This window comes from Curvibacter sp. APW13 (assembly GCF_032337135.1).
Lineage (GTDB): Bacteria > Pseudomonadota > Gammaproteobacteria > Burkholderiales > Burkholderiaceae_C > Allorhodoferax.
Window position 1 is genome coordinate 347,517 of sequence record NZ_JAVXZZ010000001.1, and the last position, 16,251, is coordinate 363,767.

Below are 16,251 nucleotides of genomic sequence, written 5' to 3' on the forward strand. Positions count from 1 at the left end.
AATGCCATGCCGCGCACCACTTCCAAAACGCTGATTCAGGCCACCCTGGAAGCCCCAGGTCTGGCACGCTACGCCAGCCTCATCGATCAGTCCCAGAAAATGCTCGCGGCGGTACAACCTCTGTTGCCACCCCATCTGCGAAACCACATAAAAGCTGGGCCACTCGCACCGGAAAACTGGTGCCTGTTTGCGGCAAACAACTCCGTCGCTGCGAAGTTGCGTCAGCTGCAACCCACTCTGGAGGCCCACCTCCGTAGCAAAGGATGGGAGACCACTTCCATTCGCGTCAAGGTACTTGCTTGAACAACCAAGGCGAAGAAGTGGTGCCGATTATCGGATTCGAACTGATGACCTACCGCTTACAAGGCGGGTGCTCTACCAACTGAGCTAAATCGGCACAGCTTCGCATTGTAGCGCAGAACACCTAGCTCGCTGCCCCACGCACCGCTGCGTCGTCAGCTCATTTGATCCGGGTCAGGGTCGGGCGAGCGCCTCCGCTCGGTGGGCGCGGCGGAGGTTCTGTTGCGGCATCGCTGCTCTTGACTTCCTTGACCACTGCAGCCTTTACAACCGAACCCGCCGCTTCCGGCTGGGCGGGCGCGGTCACGCCACCCTCCGCTGGCTGCAAGGGGAATGCCATGCCCTGACCATTTTCCCTGGCGTAGATGGCCAAGACGCGATGAATGGGCACATAGAGGTCGCGGGCAACGCCACCGAAACGGCCCTTGAATTCGATCGCATCGTTGCCGATGAGCAATCCGCTGGTGGCGTCCATGCTGATGTTCAGCACGATTTCGCCATCACGCACATACTCCATCGGCACACTCACGGTCCCATCCACCGCGACTGCGATGAAGGGCGTCAGACCGTTGTCCGCGCACCATTCGTACAAGGCACGGATCAGGTAGGGGCGGGTCGAACCCGGCATGGCGCTTTCGGACATCGGTGGTGCGCGTTACTTGCGCATGACCTTTTCGGAGGGCGTCAGCGCCTCGATGTAGGCTGGGCGCGAGAAGATGCGCTCGGCGTATTTCAGCAGCGGGGTGGCATTCTTGCTGAGCTCGATGCCGTAGTAGTCCAGGCGCCACAACAGGGGGGCGATGGCGACGTCGAGCATCGAGAAGTTCTCGCCCATCATGTACTTGTTCTTCAGGAACACGGGGGCCAGCTGGGTCAGACGGTCGCGGATATGGGCACGTGCCTTTTCCAACGCCTTCTCGTTGCCCTTGGCAGCGCGCGATTCGAGCGTGATCACATGGGTGAACAGTTCCTTCTCGAAATTCAGCAGGAACAGGCGCACGCGGGCGCGGTCCACCGGGTCGCCAGGCATCAGTTGCGGATGCGGGAAGCGCTCGTCGATGTACTCGTTGATGATGTTCGATTCGTACAGGATCAAGTCGCGTTCGACCAGGATTGGCACCTGGCCATAGGGGTTCATGACGCTGATGTCTTCGGGCTTGTTGTAGAGATCGACGTCGCGGATCTCGAAATCCATGCCTTTTTCAAACAGCACAAAACGGCAGCGGTGCGAAAAAGGACAGGTGGTACCCGAATACAAAACCATCATGGTCAAACACTCCTAAAAATCAAAAAGAGTGGACTGCAGCGCAGCCCACTCTGTCGTGCAATGCGTTCCGGCCCTCAGCCGGCAACCACGTCAATGCTTACTTCACGTCTTTCCAGTAAGACTGGTTCAAGCGCCAGGTCACAAAAATCATCAGTGCCAGAAACGCCATGACGAAATAACCCAAGTTCACACGCTTGGTCTGGGCGGGCTCTGCCATCCACTGCAGGTAATTTACCAAATCCGCCACCGCCTCGTCATACTGCTGCGGTGTCATGGTGCCAGGAGTGATCTGCTCCCAGCCGGTCACGTGGCCGCCATGGTCGAGCGAACCCTCGATGACGGGCTTGCGCAGACCCTGCAGTTCCCACAGCACATGCGGCATGCCCACATTGGGGAACACGAGGTTGTTCCAGCCGGTTGCCTTGGTCTCGTCCGGATAGAAGGTGCGCATGTAGGTGTACAGGTAGTCTGCGCCGGTACCGTTGGCGCCGGCACGCGAACGCGCAATCACGGTCAGGTCGGGCGGGTTGCCACCAAACCATTCCTTGGCCTGCTTGGGATCGATGGCTGCCTGCATGGTCTCACCGACCTTCTCGGTCGTGAACAGTAGGTTGTCCTTGATCTGCTGCTCGGTCAATCCGATGTCCTTCAGGCGGTTGTAGCGCATGAAGGCGGCCGAGTGGCAGCTCAGGCAGTAATTCACGAACAGCTTGGCGCCGTTTTGCAGCGCAGCCATGTCATTGATCTTGTTGGGCGCCTTGTCCCAGGCCATGCCGCCGGAGCTGGCATGCGCGCCCATGGCAAAGCCAAGGACCGAGAGGAGAACCAGAATTGTCTTTTTCATCATCGTCATCTCCAAAGCTCAGTGGGCGGTATAGGTCACACGGTCCGGCACCGGCTTGGTTTGGCCCTTGGCGCTCCACCAGGGCATCAGGAAGAAGAAACCGAAGTAGAACAGGGTGCCGACCTGGGAGACACGCTCACCCACGGGGGACGGGGGCTGCACACCGAGGTAGGCCAGCACCACGAAGTTCACCACGAAAATGGCATACAGGTACTTGTGCCAGTCCGGACGGTAGCGGATCGACTTGACCGCGCAGTTGTCCAGCCAGGGCAGGAAGAACAGGGTGATCACGGCACCACCCATCACCACCACACCCCAGAACTTGGCTTCGAAGATGTACAGGGCAGCGGCACCGACCACGGTGGCACCGGCGATGACTGCCTTGAACACGCTGGGCAGCTTGAGCTTGAGCACCGAGAAGGCACCCGCACCGATCACGCAGAGGATCAGGACGATCTTCATTTCATCGGTGATGGCGCGCAGCATCGAGTAGAACGGCGTGAAGTACCAGACCGGCGCAATGTGCAGCGGTGTCTTCAGCGGATCAGCAGGGATGAAGTTGTTGTACTCGAGGAAGTAGCCACCCATTTCCGGCGCGAAGAAGATCACGGCCGTGAACACCAGCAGGAAGCAGGACACCATGAAGATGTCGTGCACGGTGTAGTAGGGGTGGAAGGGTACGCCGTCCAGCGGATGGCCCTGGGCATCGCGCGGAGCCTTGGGGCCCTTGATTTCGACCCCGTCAGGATTGTTGGAACCCACGTCGTGCAGGGCCAGCAGGTGGGCGACCACCAAGCCGAGCAATACCAGCGGAACGGCAATCACGTGGAAGCTGAAGAAGCGGTTCAGGGTGGCATCGCCCACCACGTAGTCACCACGGATCAGCAGCGCCAGGTCCGGACCGACGAAGGGAACGGCGGCAAACAGGTTCACGATCACCTGGGCACCCCAATAGCTCATCTGGCCCCAGGGCAGCAGGTAGCCCATGAAGGCTTCGGCCATCAGCGCCAGGAAGATGGCGCAGCCGAACAGCCACACCAGCTCGCGCGGCTGGCGGTAGCTGCCGTACATCAGGCCGCGGAACATGTGCAGGTACACCACCACGAAGAAGGCCGAAGCACCGGTGGAATGCATGTAGCGGATCAGCCAACCCCAGGGCACATCACGCATGATGTATTCGACCGAGGCAAACGCCAGGTTGGCGTCCGGCTTGTAGTGCATGACCAGGAAAATGCCGGTCACGATCTGGATCACCAGCACCAGCAGGGCCAGCGAGCCGAAGGCGTACCAGAAGTTGAAGTTCTTCGGAGCGTAGTACTCCGACATGTGCACCTTGTAGGCGGAAAACGCGGTCGGAAAACGGTTCTCGAACCAGTTGGTGAGCTTTTCACCCGCCGACGCGTTGGGGGAAACTTCCTTGAATTCAGCCATGTTCTTGTTCCTCAGGCTTTCTTGTCTTCACCGATGAGCAGCTTGGTATCCGACAGATACATGTGCGGCGGGATCTCGAGGTTGTCCGGTGCGGGCTTGTTCTTGAACACGCGACCGGCCATGTCGAAGGTGGAACCGTGGCAGGGGCACAGGAAGCCGCCTTGCCAGTCATCCGGCAGCGAAGGCTGGGGACCAGCCTGGAACTTGTCAGAAGGCGAGCAGCCCAGGTGGGTGCAGATACCGACGGCCACGAAGTACTCGGGCTTGATGGAGCGGCCTTCGTTGCGGGCGTAGGGAGGCGTCATTTCCAGCTTGCGCTTGGACTCCGGGTCGGCGACCTTGTCGGTCAGCTTGGACAGCGCTGCCAACTGCTCCGGTGTACGACGGATGATCCACACCGGCTTGCCACGCCACTCCACAGTGATCTTCTCACCGGGCTTGAGGCTTGCGACATCCACTTCCACTGCCGCACCAGCGGCCTTGGCGCGCTCAGAGGGCTGGAAAGTGCTTACAAAAGGAACGGCGGTCGCTACACCGCCCACTGCGCCAGCGCATCCAGATGCGATCAGCCATGTGCGCTTACTGGAGTCGACAAGGGTTTCACTCATGAGAATCCTCAATGAACATCACTACTAGGGGAAGGGGCAATTGTAGCCGAGCCCACCAGCCCCTCATGACCGCCGGCTTACGACAATTGGCGGGCCATGCGGATCGCGGCCAGCAGGCTGGATGGATCGGCCAGCCCGCGACCGGCAATGTCGAAGGCGGTACCGTGGTCCGGGCTGGTCCGCACCAGGGGCAGCCCCAAGGTCACATTCACGCCATTCTCGACACCGAGGTACTTCACCGGGATCAGTCCCTGGTCGTGGTACATGGCGACTACCGCGTCGACCGGATCCGCACTGGCGGCCGACTGGCGCGCCTTCATGAACACCGTATCCCCCGGGAAAGGTCCCTCGATCCGCATGCCTTGCCGGCGCGCGGCCTCGATGGCGGGAGCGATGACCTGCTGCTCCTCGTCCCCGAACAGACCGCCCTCCCCGGCATGTGGGTTCAGGCCTGCCACGGCTATGCGCGGCTGCCTGCCCAGCATGCGACCGAGCGCCCGATGGGCGATCTGCAAGGTCTGCAGCACGTTGGCGTAGGTCACCGCTTCAATGGCTCGGCGCAGGGACACATGGATGCTGACCAGGACCGTGCGCAACTCCTCGTTGGCCAGCATCATGCGCACGGGCATGTCAGCCACGTCGCATCCTGCATGACGTGCTGCGGCATGCTGCAGCAACTCCGTGTGCCCGGGAAACGCATCGTAGGGTGCACCGGCAGCCGAAAGCGCTTCCTTATGCAGGGGGGCCGTCACCATCGCTGCCACCTGACCTTCCAGCGCCGCCTGGGCCGCCCAGGCTACGCAGTCACCAGCCAGGCGACCAGCCAGCGCATGCACCTGCCCCAGCGCCAGCTCTGGCACGGCGTCACCCACCTGGTACAGCGCCATGACGCCTTCAGGGCAGTGCCGTGCCTCGCCCGGATCAGCGATCAATCGCAGCACCGGAGCGCGAGCCAGGTGGCCACCGGCAACGAGGCTGTCGATGCAACGCTGCATCACACCGGCGTCACCCACCACGAAGCAATGGCGTACCGAATCAGGTGCCTGCACAAAAGCCTTGGCGATGATTTCGGGCCCGATGCCGCAGGGGTCCCCCAGGGTGACCGCAATCGGCTGCAAGCTTGGTGCATTCATGGTCGGCATCGTGGGCTCAAGCAGGGTTGTCGATGTCAACAAACTGGTGCTCCACGCCCCATTGGCTGGCGAGGTACTCGCCCAATGCCTGCACCCCGTAGCGCTCGCTGGCATGGTGGCCGCAGGCGATGTAGGCCACCCCGCACTCCCGGGCGTAATGCGCCTGGGGCTCGGAAATCTCCCCGGTGATGAAGGCCTGGGCACCGGCGGCAATGGCGGCCTCGAAGTAGCCCTGCGCACCGCCCGTGCACCAGGCAATGCGGTCGATCGGCCCCGGATGTCCTTCCACCAGCAACGACTGGCGGCCCATGACCTGCGTGACGTGGGATGCCAGGCTCTGCGCGCCCGCAAACTGCAGCGTGCCGTCGGCCGCACGTTGCAATCCCTCGGTGTCAGGATGGAACAGGTCAGCGTGCGGCCGCCCCAGGAAACCCAGCTGCTGCTCGCCGAAACGGGTGTCTGCGACCAGGCCGAGGCGCGCCCCCAGTTGCACGTTGTTGCCCCACTGCGGATGGGCATCCAGCGGCAGGTGGTAGGCCAGCAGGTTGATGTCGTGTTGCAGCAGCAACCCCAGGCGTTTGCGCATCCAGCCCGTCACCCTGCCATCGTGGCCACGCCAGAACAGGCCATGGTGGACCAGGATCGTGTCGGCACCCAAGACGATGGCCTGCTCGATCAGAGCCTGGCTCGCGGTCACACCGCTGACCACCCTGCGCACCCGGTCACGCCCCTCGACCTGCAAGCCATTGGGGCAATAGTCCTTGAATTTGTCCACCTCCAGCAGGGTGTGCAGGTGTGCGCAGAGTTCAGTGCGTTGCAGGATCATCGTTCACGGGCGGTTGTCATCGGTTCTCCAACGATGATGCCACGGACGCCTCCCAGTCACAGTCGCAACCAGCGCCCGCCGCAATCCATCGCTGCACCAAGCGTGCACACCAGCGACGCCACCAGCCACCACCGGCGTGGGCCAAATCGAGGGCGCCACAGCGGTAGCGGCTTGACTGCGCCTCCCAGCGCAGCATCCGGCAAGCACCGCGGCGGCGCAGGCTCAGTACCACCCCCAATGGGCAGGGCTCGGCAGCGCAGCAGACCCCACACCCGTTGCAGGGCTGGCCCACCGACGGCTTGGGAGGGGCCTCGCAATGGAGGTGAATGACGCGTTGGCGCATAAACCCCATTCTGCACTGCCTACCCGACCTACAATTTGTGCCAACGCGCCCTTTAGCGCGCCCCCGCACCATGAAGCGCACCTGGCTCCTGTTTTCCCAAGCCGTCACCGTCCTGCTGGCGGCCTATTTCGTCGTTGCCACCCTCAAACCCCAGTGGGTGGGCGGACCTGGCACGCGTAGCGGTACCGTGCCATTGATAGAAGCAGCATCCAATGGCGCGCAGGACATTCCGGCCGCCAGCTTCCGCCTGGCAGCACAGAAGGCGTCGGTTGCTGTGGTCAGCATCAGTACCCAGTCGGCACGCCAGGCTGCGCCGGGGGGCGACCCCTGGTCGCGCTTCTTCAACAGCGACCCCAACGACCAGCCCAGCGGCGGTCTGGGCAGTGGCGTCATCGTCAGCCCCAGCGGCTACATCCTGACCAACAACCACGTGATCGACGATGCCGACGAGATCGACGTGCTGCTGCAGGATGGCCGCCACGCCTCGGGCAAGGTCATCGGCACCGATCCCGACAGCGATCTGGCCGTGCTCAAGATCGAACTCGACAAGCTGCCGGCCATCGTCTGGGGCAACTCCGACACGGTGCAGGTGGGCGATCAGGTGCTGGCCATTGGCAACCCCTTCGGTGTCGGCCAGACGGTGACCAGCGGCATCATCAGCGCACTGGGACGCAACCAGTTGGGTATCAATACCTTCGAGAACTTCATCCAGACCGACGCTGCCATCAACCCAGGCAACTCGGGCGGCGCCTTGGTGGACACCGCTGGCAACCTGCTGGGGATCAACACCGCCATCTATTCGCAATCCGGCGGCAGCATGGGCATTGGCTTCGCCATTCCGGTCAGCACCGCCCGCCTGGTGCTGGACGCCATCGTCAAGGACGGCAAGGTCACCCGTGGCTGGATCGGCGTCGAGCCCAACGAACTCACTGCGGAATTGAAGGAAACCTTTGGCGTCAAGACCGACAGGGGCGTGATCATCACGGGTGTGCTGCAGAACGGCCCGGCGTCACGCGCTGGCCTGCACCCCGGCGACGTGATCGCCCAGGTGGAGGGCAAGCCGGTCAACAATGTCAGTGAACTGCTGACTGCCGTGGCCGCCCTCAAACCCGGCACGGCGGCCAAGTTCCAGCTTGAGCGGCAGAACCAGGCGCTGAGCCTGGACATCACCCCCGGTGTGCGGCCAAAGCCGAAGGCCATCCAGCGCTGAACGCGCGCTGATTTGCTACGGCTTTAATAGCTGCCTACGCAGCATCCACGCGGGCTACAGCCCGATTCAACGGGGAGCAACTTCCTCTTCGGCAGGCGCCTGGGTGTGCTTGATGAAGAGTTGCGCGGCCCAGATACCCACCTCATAGAGCAGGCACATCGGGATGGCCAGCGCCAGCTGCGACACCACGTCGGGTGGCGTCACCACGGCTGCGATGACAAAGGCCACGACGATGAAATAGCTGCGGAAGGCCTTGAGCTTGTCGATGCTGACGACGTTCATGCGCGCCAGCACAATGACCACGATAGGCACTTCGAAGGCCATGCCGAAGGCAAGGAACATCGACAGCACGAAGCTCAGGTAAGCCTCGATGTCCGGTGCGGCCGTGATGGACTTGGGCGCAAAACTCTGGATGAACTTGAACACCTGTCCGAACACGAAGAAGTAGCAGAACGCGACACCGATGAAGAACAGCACGGTGCTCGAAATGACCAGCGGCAGGACCAGCTTCTTCTCGTGCGCATACAGGCCTGGCGCCACGAAGGCCCACAGCTGGTACAGCACGACGGGCAAGGCCATCAGGAAGGCCACCATCAGCAGGATCTTGAGCGGCACCAGGAACGGGGAAATGACCGAGGTGGCGATCAGCGTGGCCCCCTTGGGCAGGTGCGCCACCAGCGGCGCGGCCAGGATGTCGTACAGCTCACCGGGGCCGGGGTACAAGGCCAGGGCAAGCGTACAGACAGCAATGGCGATGGTGGCCTTGACCAGGCGGTCACGCAGCTCGATCAAGTGCTGCACGAACGGCTGCTCGGTGCCGGCCAGTTCGTCCGGCGGGGTGTCGTTGGATGCCATGGGTCAGAAAATGTTCGGTGCGCCCGACGCTGGTCAGCGCGCTTTGGGCGGGCGGAAACGCGCCACACGCGCCGCTCCCGACTGGGCCTTGGTGCGCACGCCCATGCGGGCCTTGTACCACTGGGGTACCGCGCCCTGCTTGAGGCGGAAATTCTTGCGCGGGTGCTGGTACTGCGGATAGACCGGTGTGGCCTCGGGCAGGGCCTGGTCGGTGGCCTCCTGCCAGGACTTCTCGAACTCGGAGGCCTGGGTCTGGATGCTGTTTTCCATGTCGCGCGCGGCCCCTTCGACCGATTCGCGCATCTTCTTGAGCTCGTCGAGCGCCATGGAGCGGTTGACCTCGGCCTTGACGTCGGCCACGTAGCGCTGCGCCTTGCCCAGCAAGGCGCCCAGCGTGCGCGCCACGCCCGGCAGCTTTTCCGGGCCGATGACGATCAGCGCCACGGCGCCGATGAGCGCCATCTTCGATATGCCGAGATCAATCACGCGTGCAGTGCTTGCAGGAACTCAGGAGGAATCAGGACTTGGGCGTGGCTTGCACGTCGATCGTGTCCTTCGCAGCAGTCTGCGGTGCTGCGTGCGACACCTGCTGAGCAGGCGGTTGCGGTGTAGCAGGTGTCTCCGGTGCGGCGCCGTCCCGCATGCCGTCCTTGAAGCCCTTGACGGCACCACCCAGGTCAGAGCCGATGTTCTTGAGCTTCTTGGTGCCAAAGACCATGACCACGATCAACAGAACGATCAGCCAGTGCCAAATCGAAAACGAACCCATGATGAACTCCTAAAGTCGGTGACGGATTTTAGACTGCCGCTGTGCCGAATCAGCCACGCAACCAGGGGCGGCTGCCCCCCATGACATGAAAATGCAAGTGTCGCACTTCCTGCCCGCCTTCCACGCCGGTGTTGGTCACCAGCCGGAAGCCCCCATCGGGGTAAGGGTTGCAGCCTTCCTGCGCCGCCAGCTTCGGCACCAGCGCCATCATGCGGCCCATCAGGCCCGCATGCGCATCCGTAATGTGCGCCATGCTGGGGATGTGCGCCTTGGGAATGATCAAGAAATGCACCGGCGCCCACGGGGCAATGTCGTGAAAACAGTAGAACTCATCGTCCTCGTAGACCGGCCGCGACGGAATCTTCTTGGCAACGATCTTGCAAAACAGGCAATCGGGGTCGTGGTCGACCACTCCATGGGTGCTCATGCGTGAATCTCCTGGCCTTTGTTCATGGCGATGAAACCGGTGGCGATGCGGTAGAGGAACCACACCGAAATGATGATCCAGGCAATCATGCCAGGCAGCAGCAACAGCGCCCACAAGGGCAGCGTCACCAGGTACAGCACTCCCGCTGTAACCACAGAGCGGATGCGGTAACGGAAATGCGAGGCGTGCCAGGTGCCCTCGGCACTGTCGCGCTGGGTCCAGTCAATGAGCAGCGCCACGATGAGCAAGGTGGTGCCGAACTGGGCACCGGGCACCATGGCTGCCACCGCCACGAGCAAATGCAGCACGTAGCTGATGACGCCAATGGTGTTGAGGCGCTGCAGCAACGCCAGGTCAACCGGGGCTACCGCCTTGGGTGTCACATCGGTGAAATCTTCGCTCATGGGAAAACCTCCAGAGTTCGGGTTCGGGCAATCAGACTGCGCCACCCTCTCGGGCCGCGAGTTTGCGCAGGGCCTTTTCCTCGATGCCACTGGTGCCTTCACGGCGCTCGAGCTCGGCAATCACGTCGGCAGGCGTCAGGCCATAGTGGGCCAGCGCGATCATGCTGTGGAACCACAGGTCGGCCACCTCGTAGACGATCTTGGTCGCGTCGCCACCGTGGTCGGCATCCTTGGCGGCCATGACGACCTCGGTAGCCTCTTCGCCGATCTTCTTCAAAAAGGCGTCCGGCCCCTTGGCCAGCAGCTTGGCCACGTAACTGGCGCTGGGGTCGCCCCCAGCCGCTGGCTTGCGGCTTTCGATCACGGCAGCCAAGCGCGCCAGCGCATCCTGGGACAAAGAAGTGGGTGTATTCGCAGACATGGTGCTTACTTGTAGATGCTCTCAGGGTCTTTCAGGACCGGATCCACCGCCGTCCACTGCCCGTCGCGCAATACGCTGTAGAAGCAGCTGTGGCGGCCGGTGTGGCAGGCAATGCCGGGCGTGTGCCCGGTCTGGGTCACTTCCAGCAGGATGACGTCGTTGTCGCAGTCGATGCGGATGGCGTGCACAGTCTGCACGTGGCCCGACTCCTCGCCCTTGAACCAGAGCTTGTTGCGCGAGCGGCTGAAGTACACCGCACGGCCCAGCTCGGCGGTCTTCTGCAGGGCCTCGCGGTTCATCCAGGCGAACATGAGAACGTCGCGGCTGCCCTGCTCCTGCGCGATCACGGGCACCAGCCCCTTCTCATCCCACTTGATCTGATCCAACCACTGCATGCTATGTTCTCGGTGGTGCGCCAGTTGCTACCAATTCAGTAGCTGCCTACGCAATTTCTACGCGGGCCAGAGCCCGATTTCATGGTCAAAGCCGTACCGGAATGCCACGCGCAGCCATGCGCGCCTTGGCCTGGGCCACGGTGTATTCGCCGTAATGGAAGATGCTGGCGGCCAGCACCGCATCCGCCCCGCCCTGCTGCACGCCATCGGCCAGGTGGTCGAGGTTACCCACTCCACCGCTGGCAATCACCGGCACGCTCACGGCGTCTGCCACGGCGCGGGTCAGTTCCAGGTCGAAGCCGCTCTTGGTGCCGTCACGGTCCATGCTGGTCAGCAAAATCTCGCCCGCGCCCCGGCGCGCCATCTCGGTCGCCCAGGCCACGGCGTCCAGACCGGTGTTCTTGCGTCCCCCGTGGCTGTACACATCCCAGCCGGCACCCCGGGCGAGCGCATCTTCGGCACTGCGTCGCTTGGCGTCGATGGCCACCACGATGCACTGCGAGCCGTACTTTTCCGAGGCGTCGTTGATGACCTGCGGGTTGGCCAGCGCAGCCGAATTGAAGCTGGTCTTGTCGGCCCCTGCGTTGAGCAGGCGGCGCACGTCTTCCACCGTGCGCACCCCACCGCCTACGGTGAGAGGAATGAATACCTGGGAGGCCACGGCCTCGATGATGTGCAGGATCAGGTCGCGCCCGTCACTGGTGGCGGTAATGTCCAGAAAGGTCAGCTCGTCGGCACCCTGGTCGTTGTAGCGCGCGGCAATCTCGACCGGGTCGCCCGCATCGCGCAGCTCGACGAAGTTGACGCCTTTGACCACGCGACCACCGGTCACGTCCAGGCAAGGGATGATTCTCTTGGCAAGCACCGGTCAGCCGTTCAGTTCGTCAGCGCGCTCTTGCGCCTTCTGGAAGTCCAGATCGCCACTGTAAATAGCGCGGCCGCAGATGACGCCTTCGACACCCTCATCTTCCACCGCGCACAGCGCCTCGATGTCGGCCATGTTGGACAGGCCGCCCGACGCGATAACGGGAATGGTGAGCGCCTGCGCCAGCTTGACCGTAGCCTCGATGTTGATGCCGGTGAGCATGCCGTCGCGGCCGATGTCGGTGTAGATGATGGACTCGACACCGTAGTCCTCGAACTTCTTGCCCAGGTCCACCACCTCGTGGCCGGTGAGCTTGCTCCAGCCGTCGGTGGCTACCTTGCCGTCCTTGGCGTCCAGGCCCACGATGATGTGGCCGCCGAACGCAGTACAGGCGTCACGCAGGAAGCCGGGGTTCTTGACCGCCGCGGTGCCGATGATGACGTAGCGCAGGCCGGCGTCGAGGTAGCGCTCGATGGTGTCCAGGTCGCGGATGCCGCCACCGAGCTGCACGTCGATCTCGTCGCCCACGGTCTTGAGGATCTTCTTGATGGCCTGCTCGTTCTTGGGCTGGCCGGCAAAGGCACCGTTCAGGTCCACCAGGTGCAGGCGACGCGCCCCCTTGTCCACCCAGCTGCGCGCCATCACGTCCGGTTGTTCACCAAACGTGGTGGATTGGTCCATATCACCTTGTTTCAGGCGCACACAGTGGCCGTCCTTGAGGTCAATTGCGGGGATTAAAAGCATGATGCTTCAGAGCGTGGGGAGTGGAGGAAAAAGAAGCGCGCAGCGTCGCCAGGAAAGAAATCAGGGGTTCCAGTGCAGGAAGTTGCGGTACAGGGACAAACCGTGGTCGGCACTTTTTTCGGGGTGGAACTGGGTCGCGAAAATATTATCGCGTGCCACCGCACAGCTGAAGCGTGCGCCGTAGTCGGTTTCGCCCACACTGTGGCGTGCATCGGACGGTTTGGCGTAGTAGCTGTGCACGAAGTAGAAGTAGCTGCCATCCGGCACATCGCCCCATACCGGGTGTCGCTTGTCGGTGCCCGCGCCGGTCTGCCAGACCTGGTTCCAGCCCATCTGCGGTACCTTGAAGCGGCTGCCGTCTTCCTGCAAGCGGCCTTCGAGCTCGAAGCGCACCACGCGACCCGGAATCAGCCCCAGGCAGTCCACGCCCTGCTCTTCGCTGTGGTCCAGCAGCATCTGCATGCCCACGCACACGCCCATGAGCGGCTTGTTGGCAGCGGCGTGCATCACGGCATCGAACATGCCGCTCTCATGCAGGTCGCGCATGCAGTCGCGCATGGCGCCCTGGCCTGGCAGCACCACGCGCTCGGCATCCATCACTTCCTGGGCCGTGCGGGCCCAGACCACGTCCACGCCAGCGTCTGCGGCCACATGCATCACGGCCTGCGTCACCGAGCGCAGGTTGCCCATGCCGTAGTCCACCACTGCCACTTTTTTCATGCTACAAATTTACTAGCTGTTTACGCTGTATCGACGCGGGCCAGACGGCCTTTTGGCTCGATTCTACAGACTACCCTTGGTCGACGGAATGACCCCGGCCGCACGGGGGTCGCGTTCGAGCGCCGCACGCAGTGCCCGCGCGAAGGCCTTGAACACCGTCTCCGCCTGGTGGTGGGCGTTGTGGCCCTTGAGGTTGTCGATGTGCAGCGTCACCTGTGCATGGTTCACGAAGCCCTGGAAGAATTCGTGCATGAGCTGGGTGTCAAAGCTGCCGATCATGCCGCTGGTGAATGGCACGTCCATCACCAGGCCCGGCCGGCCGGAAAAGTCGATGACCACGCGGCTCAGGGCTTCGTCCAGTGGCACATAGGCGTGGCCGTAGCGGTAGATGCCCTTCTTGTCACCCACGGCCTTGGCCACCGCCTGCCCCAGGGTGATGCCCACGTCTTCGACCGTGTGGTGGCCGTCGATATGCAGGTCGCCATCGGCTTCGATGTCGAGGTCGATCAGTCCATGGCGGGCGATCTGGTCGAGCATGTGGTCGAAGAAGCCGATGCCGGTGGACAGGCGGCTCTGGCCCGTGCCGTCCAGGTTGACGCGCACCCGGATCTTGGTCTCGTTGGTGTTGCGCACCACCTCGGCCACGCGGGGCAAGGCGGTGGAGGGAACTTCGGTCAGGGCGTAATCGGTCATAGTGTGTCCTGCAGGGCCGCGAGCAGGGCGCGGTTTTCGTCGGCGGCGCCCACGGTCAGGCGCAGGCAGTTGGCCAGCAATGGGTGCATTTTAGAAACGTTCTTCACCAGAATGCCACGGGCCTTGAGGCCGTCGAACACCTGTTGTGCCCGGTCCACAGCGCCTTCGAAGCGCACCAGCACCATGTTGGCGTCGCTCTCGAACGCCCGCACGCCCGGCATCGCCCGAAGTGCTTCCAAAAGAATAGCGCGCTGCGCACAGATTTCGCGGGCCTGGGCCGCAAACACCTCCTGGTGTTCGAGCGCGAACAGCGCGCATTCGTAGTTGAGTACGCTCACGTTGTAGGGCGGGCGCACCTTGTCCACCTCGGCCACCAGGGCGGCGGGGCCCACCATGTAGCCCAGGCGCACCCCGGCCAGGCCGAACTTGGAGAGCGTGCGCATCAAGAGCACATGGCCATGGTCCTGCGGGCGGGCACGAATCTCGTCGATCCAGCTGTGGCTGGAAAACGGCTGGTAGGCCTCGTCCACGGCCACGATACTGCCCGCGCTGGCAGCTGCCTCGATGACCGTCGCCATGGCGCCGCGGTCCCACAGGTTGGCCGTGGGGTTGTTCGGGTAGGCCAGGTAGACGATGGCCGGTTGGCGGGTCTGGATGGCCTGCACCATGGCCGGCACATCGAGCGCAAATTCGGGGGTGAGCGGCACGCCCATGAAGTCCAGCCCCTGCAGCGCGGCGCTCATGGCGTACATCACGAAGCCGGGCACGGGGGCCAGGATGGCGGGGCGCGCTTCACCGGCCGCCACCGGGCGGTCGCAGGCCATGGCCAGCAGCGAAATCAGCTCGTCCGAGCCATTGCCCAGCATGATGTCGTAACCCGCGGGCATGTCGGCGTACGCGGCCAGCGCCTTGCGCAGGTCGTTCACGCGGCCATCGGGGTAGCGGTTCAGCGCCAGGGCACCCAGGCGCTGGCCCAGTTCAGCCTGCAGTGCGGCGGGAAGCGGGTGCGGGTTCTCCATGGCGTCGAGCTTGACCATGCCCTTGGAATCCTGGATGGCATAGGCATGCATGGACTGCACATCCTGGCGGATGCGGCGTGCAATCACAGCGTCGGTGCTAGCGGTCGTACTCATGGTGCGGGGGTCTCCACGGCGAAGCCAGCGCCTGCCAGCGTGCCGACAAAGGGGTTGAAAGCGGTCACGCCGTCAATCTGCTGCAGGTGGGTAAGCTCCGTGCTCAGCACGTAGCGGGCGCCGCTCTGGGCGGCAGCGGCCACCACCAGGGCATCCCAGTACGGCAGGCCAAAGCGCGCTTCCACGCCCCAGGCGGTTTCCACCGTCTGGTGGTCCACCTGCCAGGGCTTCCACAGCTGGTAGCGACGCAGCTTTGCGCGGGCATCCCCAGCGGGCATGCCAAAGCGCTGGGTGGCAATCACGTAGTACTCGGACAACACCTGCGTGCTCACGCGCCCGCAGCGCCCCTGCCACAGCGCTTCCATCCAGGCGCGCGCCGTGGCGCGGCGGGTGGCGTCGTGGGCGTCATCCACCGCCAGCAACACCGCGGTGTCGACAAAACACACCGGGGCCAACGCAGTTTCAGCGGCCATGCGTCACCTCGCGGGCGGGCAACGGCTGGCCGTTGGAGTCGAATGTGGACGTGTCCGCCTGCCACTCGCGCTGCGCGCGCGCATAGGCGTCGTCGTGCTGCATCTTCTCGGCCAGCATCTCCCCCACCAGCCGCGACACGCTGCTGCCGCGCTTGGCCGCCTCGATGCGCACCCATTCGAGCACGGTGTCTTCCACGGTGATGGTGACGTTTTTCACGAAATCAGTGTAACACGAAATTCGTGTAACACTGATTTCGTGGTTAATACCTTCAATCAGTTCCGGGCCGTGCCAGTGCTACAGTCCAACGCAAAACAACGCATGCTCGCCATGGCACTATCCCCACCCACCGCTCCGTCAAGGCATCTGCCGGGTTTGTCGCTATCTTTAGA

The 16,251-nt window shown here is 63.2% G+C and carries 23 protein-coding genes and 1 tRNA gene; 2 read left to right on the forward strand and 22 right to left on the reverse strand.

What is annotated here, in order from left to right:
* Positions 1–6: 6 nt before the first annotated feature.
* On the forward strand, positions 7–303 hold the full coding sequence (locus RQP54_RS01545; RefSeq protein WP_315676407.1) for a hypothetical protein: 297 nt from the start codon (positions 7–9) through the stop codon (positions 301–303).
* 18 nt (positions 304–321) lie between these two features.
* On the opposite strand, the gene RQP54_RS01550 is transcribed toward RQP54_RS01545, so the two are convergent.
* The 8 genes from RQP54_RS01550 to RQP54_RS01585 form a co-directional block, all read right to left on the reverse strand.
* A tRNA-Thr gene (locus RQP54_RS01550) sits at positions 322–397 on the reverse strand.
* 63 nt (positions 398–460) lie between these two features.
* Complete coding sequence (locus tag RQP54_RS01555; protein ID WP_315676408.1) at positions 461–928, reverse strand: ClpXP protease specificity-enhancing factor; 468 nt, start codon at positions 926–928, stop codon at positions 461–463.
* A 27-nt stretch (positions 929–955) separates the two neighbouring features.
* Positions 956–1,567, reverse strand: a complete 612-nt coding sequence (locus tag RQP54_RS01560) for a glutathione S-transferase N-terminal domain-containing protein (RefSeq protein ID WP_315676409.1) — start codon at positions 1,565–1,567, stop codon at positions 956–958.
* 97 nt (positions 1,568–1,664) lie between these two features.
* Entirely contained in the window at positions 1,665–2,411 is a 747-nt protein-coding gene (locus RQP54_RS01565; protein WP_315676410.1) for a cytochrome c1, read from the reverse strand.
* Positions 2,412–2,429: 18 nt separating this feature from the next.
* Positions 2,430–3,842 (reverse strand): cytochrome bc complex cytochrome b subunit, encoded by a 1,413-nt coding sequence (locus tag RQP54_RS01570; protein ID WP_315676411.1) that lies wholly within the window; start codon positions 3,840–3,842, stop codon positions 2,430–2,432.
* 11 nt (positions 3,843–3,853) lie between these two features.
* The gene (gene petA, locus RQP54_RS01575) at positions 3,854–4,450 is read right to left on the reverse strand and encodes a ubiquinol-cytochrome c reductase iron-sulfur subunit (protein ID WP_315676412.1); all 597 of its coding nucleotides are present in this window, start codon (positions 4,448–4,450) and stop codon (positions 3,854–3,856) included.
* A 77-nt stretch (positions 4,451–4,527) separates the two neighbouring features.
* Complete coding sequence (pdxA, locus tag RQP54_RS01580; protein ID WP_315676413.1) at positions 4,528–5,583, reverse strand: 4-hydroxythreonine-4-phosphate dehydrogenase PdxA; 1,056 nt, start codon at positions 5,581–5,583, stop codon at positions 4,528–4,530.
* A 16-nt stretch (positions 5,584–5,599) separates the two neighbouring features.
* Positions 5,600–6,409, reverse strand: coding sequence for a Nif3-like dinuclear metal center hexameric protein (locus tag RQP54_RS01585; protein WP_315676414.1), 810 nt, complete (start codon positions 6,407–6,409; stop codon positions 5,600–5,602).
* 413 nt (positions 6,410–6,822) lie between these two features.
* Here RQP54_RS01585 and RQP54_RS01590 point away from each other — a divergent pair, with 413 nt between their 5' ends.
* Positions 6,823–7,962 (forward strand): S1C family serine protease, encoded by a 1,140-nt coding sequence (locus tag RQP54_RS01590; protein WP_315676415.1) that lies wholly within the window; start codon positions 6,823–6,825, stop codon positions 7,960–7,962.
* A gap of 66 nt (positions 7,963–8,028) precedes the next feature.
* Here the strand turns inward: RQP54_RS01590 and tatC are convergent, their stop codons facing one another.
* The 14 genes from tatC to RQP54_RS01660 form a co-directional block, all read right to left on the reverse strand.
* Positions 8,029–8,817 (reverse strand): twin-arginine translocase subunit TatC, encoded by a 789-nt coding sequence (gene tatC, locus RQP54_RS01595; protein WP_315676416.1) that lies wholly within the window; start codon positions 8,815–8,817, stop codon positions 8,029–8,031.
* A 33-nt stretch (positions 8,818–8,850) separates the two neighbouring features.
* Positions 8,851–9,303, reverse strand: coding sequence for a Sec-independent protein translocase protein TatB (tatB, locus tag RQP54_RS01600; protein WP_315676417.1), 453 nt, complete (start codon positions 9,301–9,303; stop codon positions 8,851–8,853).
* A gap of 31 nt (positions 9,304–9,334) precedes the next feature.
* The gene (gene tatA, locus RQP54_RS01605; protein ID WP_315676418.1) at positions 9,335–9,586 is read right to left on the reverse strand and encodes a Sec-independent protein translocase subunit TatA; all 252 of its coding nucleotides are present in this window, start codon (positions 9,584–9,586) and stop codon (positions 9,335–9,337) included.
* Positions 9,587–9,635: 49 nt separating this feature from the next.
* Positions 9,636–10,013 (reverse strand): histidine triad nucleotide-binding protein, encoded by a 378-nt coding sequence (locus RQP54_RS01610; protein WP_315676419.1) that lies wholly within the window; start codon positions 10,011–10,013, stop codon positions 9,636–9,638.
* Complete coding sequence (locus tag RQP54_RS01615) at positions 10,010–10,417, reverse strand: hypothetical protein (protein ID WP_315676420.1); 408 nt, start codon at positions 10,415–10,417, stop codon at positions 10,010–10,012. Before RQP54_RS01615 ends, RQP54_RS01610 begins: the two co-directional genes overlap by 4 nt.
* Positions 10,418–10,448: 31 nt before the next feature.
* A complete protein-coding gene (locus tag RQP54_RS01620) occupies positions 10,449–10,838 on the reverse strand; it encodes a phosphoribosyl-ATP diphosphatase (protein ID WP_315676421.1) in 390 nt (129 codons plus the stop codon).
* A 5-nt stretch (positions 10,839–10,843) separates the two neighbouring features.
* Complete coding sequence (gene hisI / locus RQP54_RS01625; RefSeq protein ID WP_409997537.1) at positions 10,844–11,257, reverse strand: phosphoribosyl-AMP cyclohydrolase; 414 nt, start codon at positions 11,255–11,257, stop codon at positions 10,844–10,846.
* A gap of 61 nt (positions 11,258–11,318) precedes the next feature.
* Positions 11,319–12,098, reverse strand: a complete 780-nt coding sequence (hisF, locus tag RQP54_RS01630) for an imidazole glycerol phosphate synthase subunit HisF (RefSeq protein ID WP_315676423.1) — start codon at positions 12,096–12,098, stop codon at positions 11,319–11,321.
* 3 nt (positions 12,099–12,101) lie between these two features.
* A complete protein-coding gene (gene hisA, locus RQP54_RS01635) occupies positions 12,102–12,842 on the reverse strand; it encodes a 1-(5-phosphoribosyl)-5-[(5-phosphoribosylamino)methylideneamino]imidazole-4-carboxamide isomerase (protein ID WP_315676424.1) in 741 nt (246 codons plus the stop codon).
* Positions 12,843–12,902: 60 nt separating this feature from the next.
* Positions 12,903–13,562, reverse strand: a complete 660-nt coding sequence (gene hisH / locus RQP54_RS01640) for an imidazole glycerol phosphate synthase subunit HisH (protein ID WP_315676425.1) — start codon at positions 13,560–13,562, stop codon at positions 12,903–12,905.
* 63 nt (positions 13,563–13,625) lie between these two features.
* On the reverse strand, positions 13,626–14,255 hold the full coding sequence (gene hisB / locus RQP54_RS01645; protein ID WP_315676426.1) for an imidazoleglycerol-phosphate dehydratase HisB: 630 nt from the start codon (positions 14,253–14,255) through the stop codon (positions 13,626–13,628).
* A complete protein-coding gene (gene hisC / locus RQP54_RS01650) occupies positions 14,252–15,388 on the reverse strand; it encodes a histidinol-phosphate transaminase (RefSeq protein ID WP_315676427.1) in 1,137 nt (378 codons plus the stop codon). Before hisC ends, hisB begins: the two co-directional genes overlap by 4 nt.
* The gene (locus tag RQP54_RS01655; protein ID WP_315676428.1) at positions 15,385–15,861 is read right to left on the reverse strand and encodes a PIN domain-containing protein; all 477 of its coding nucleotides are present in this window, start codon (positions 15,859–15,861) and stop codon (positions 15,385–15,387) included. The genes hisC and RQP54_RS01655 overlap by 4 nt, the downstream gene beginning before the upstream one ends.
* A complete protein-coding gene (locus RQP54_RS01660; RefSeq protein WP_315676429.1) occupies positions 15,851–16,078 on the reverse strand; it encodes a CopG family transcriptional regulator in 228 nt (75 codons plus the stop codon). The genes RQP54_RS01655 and RQP54_RS01660 overlap by 11 nt, the downstream gene beginning before the upstream one ends.
* Positions 16,079–16,251: the final 173 nt, after the last annotated feature.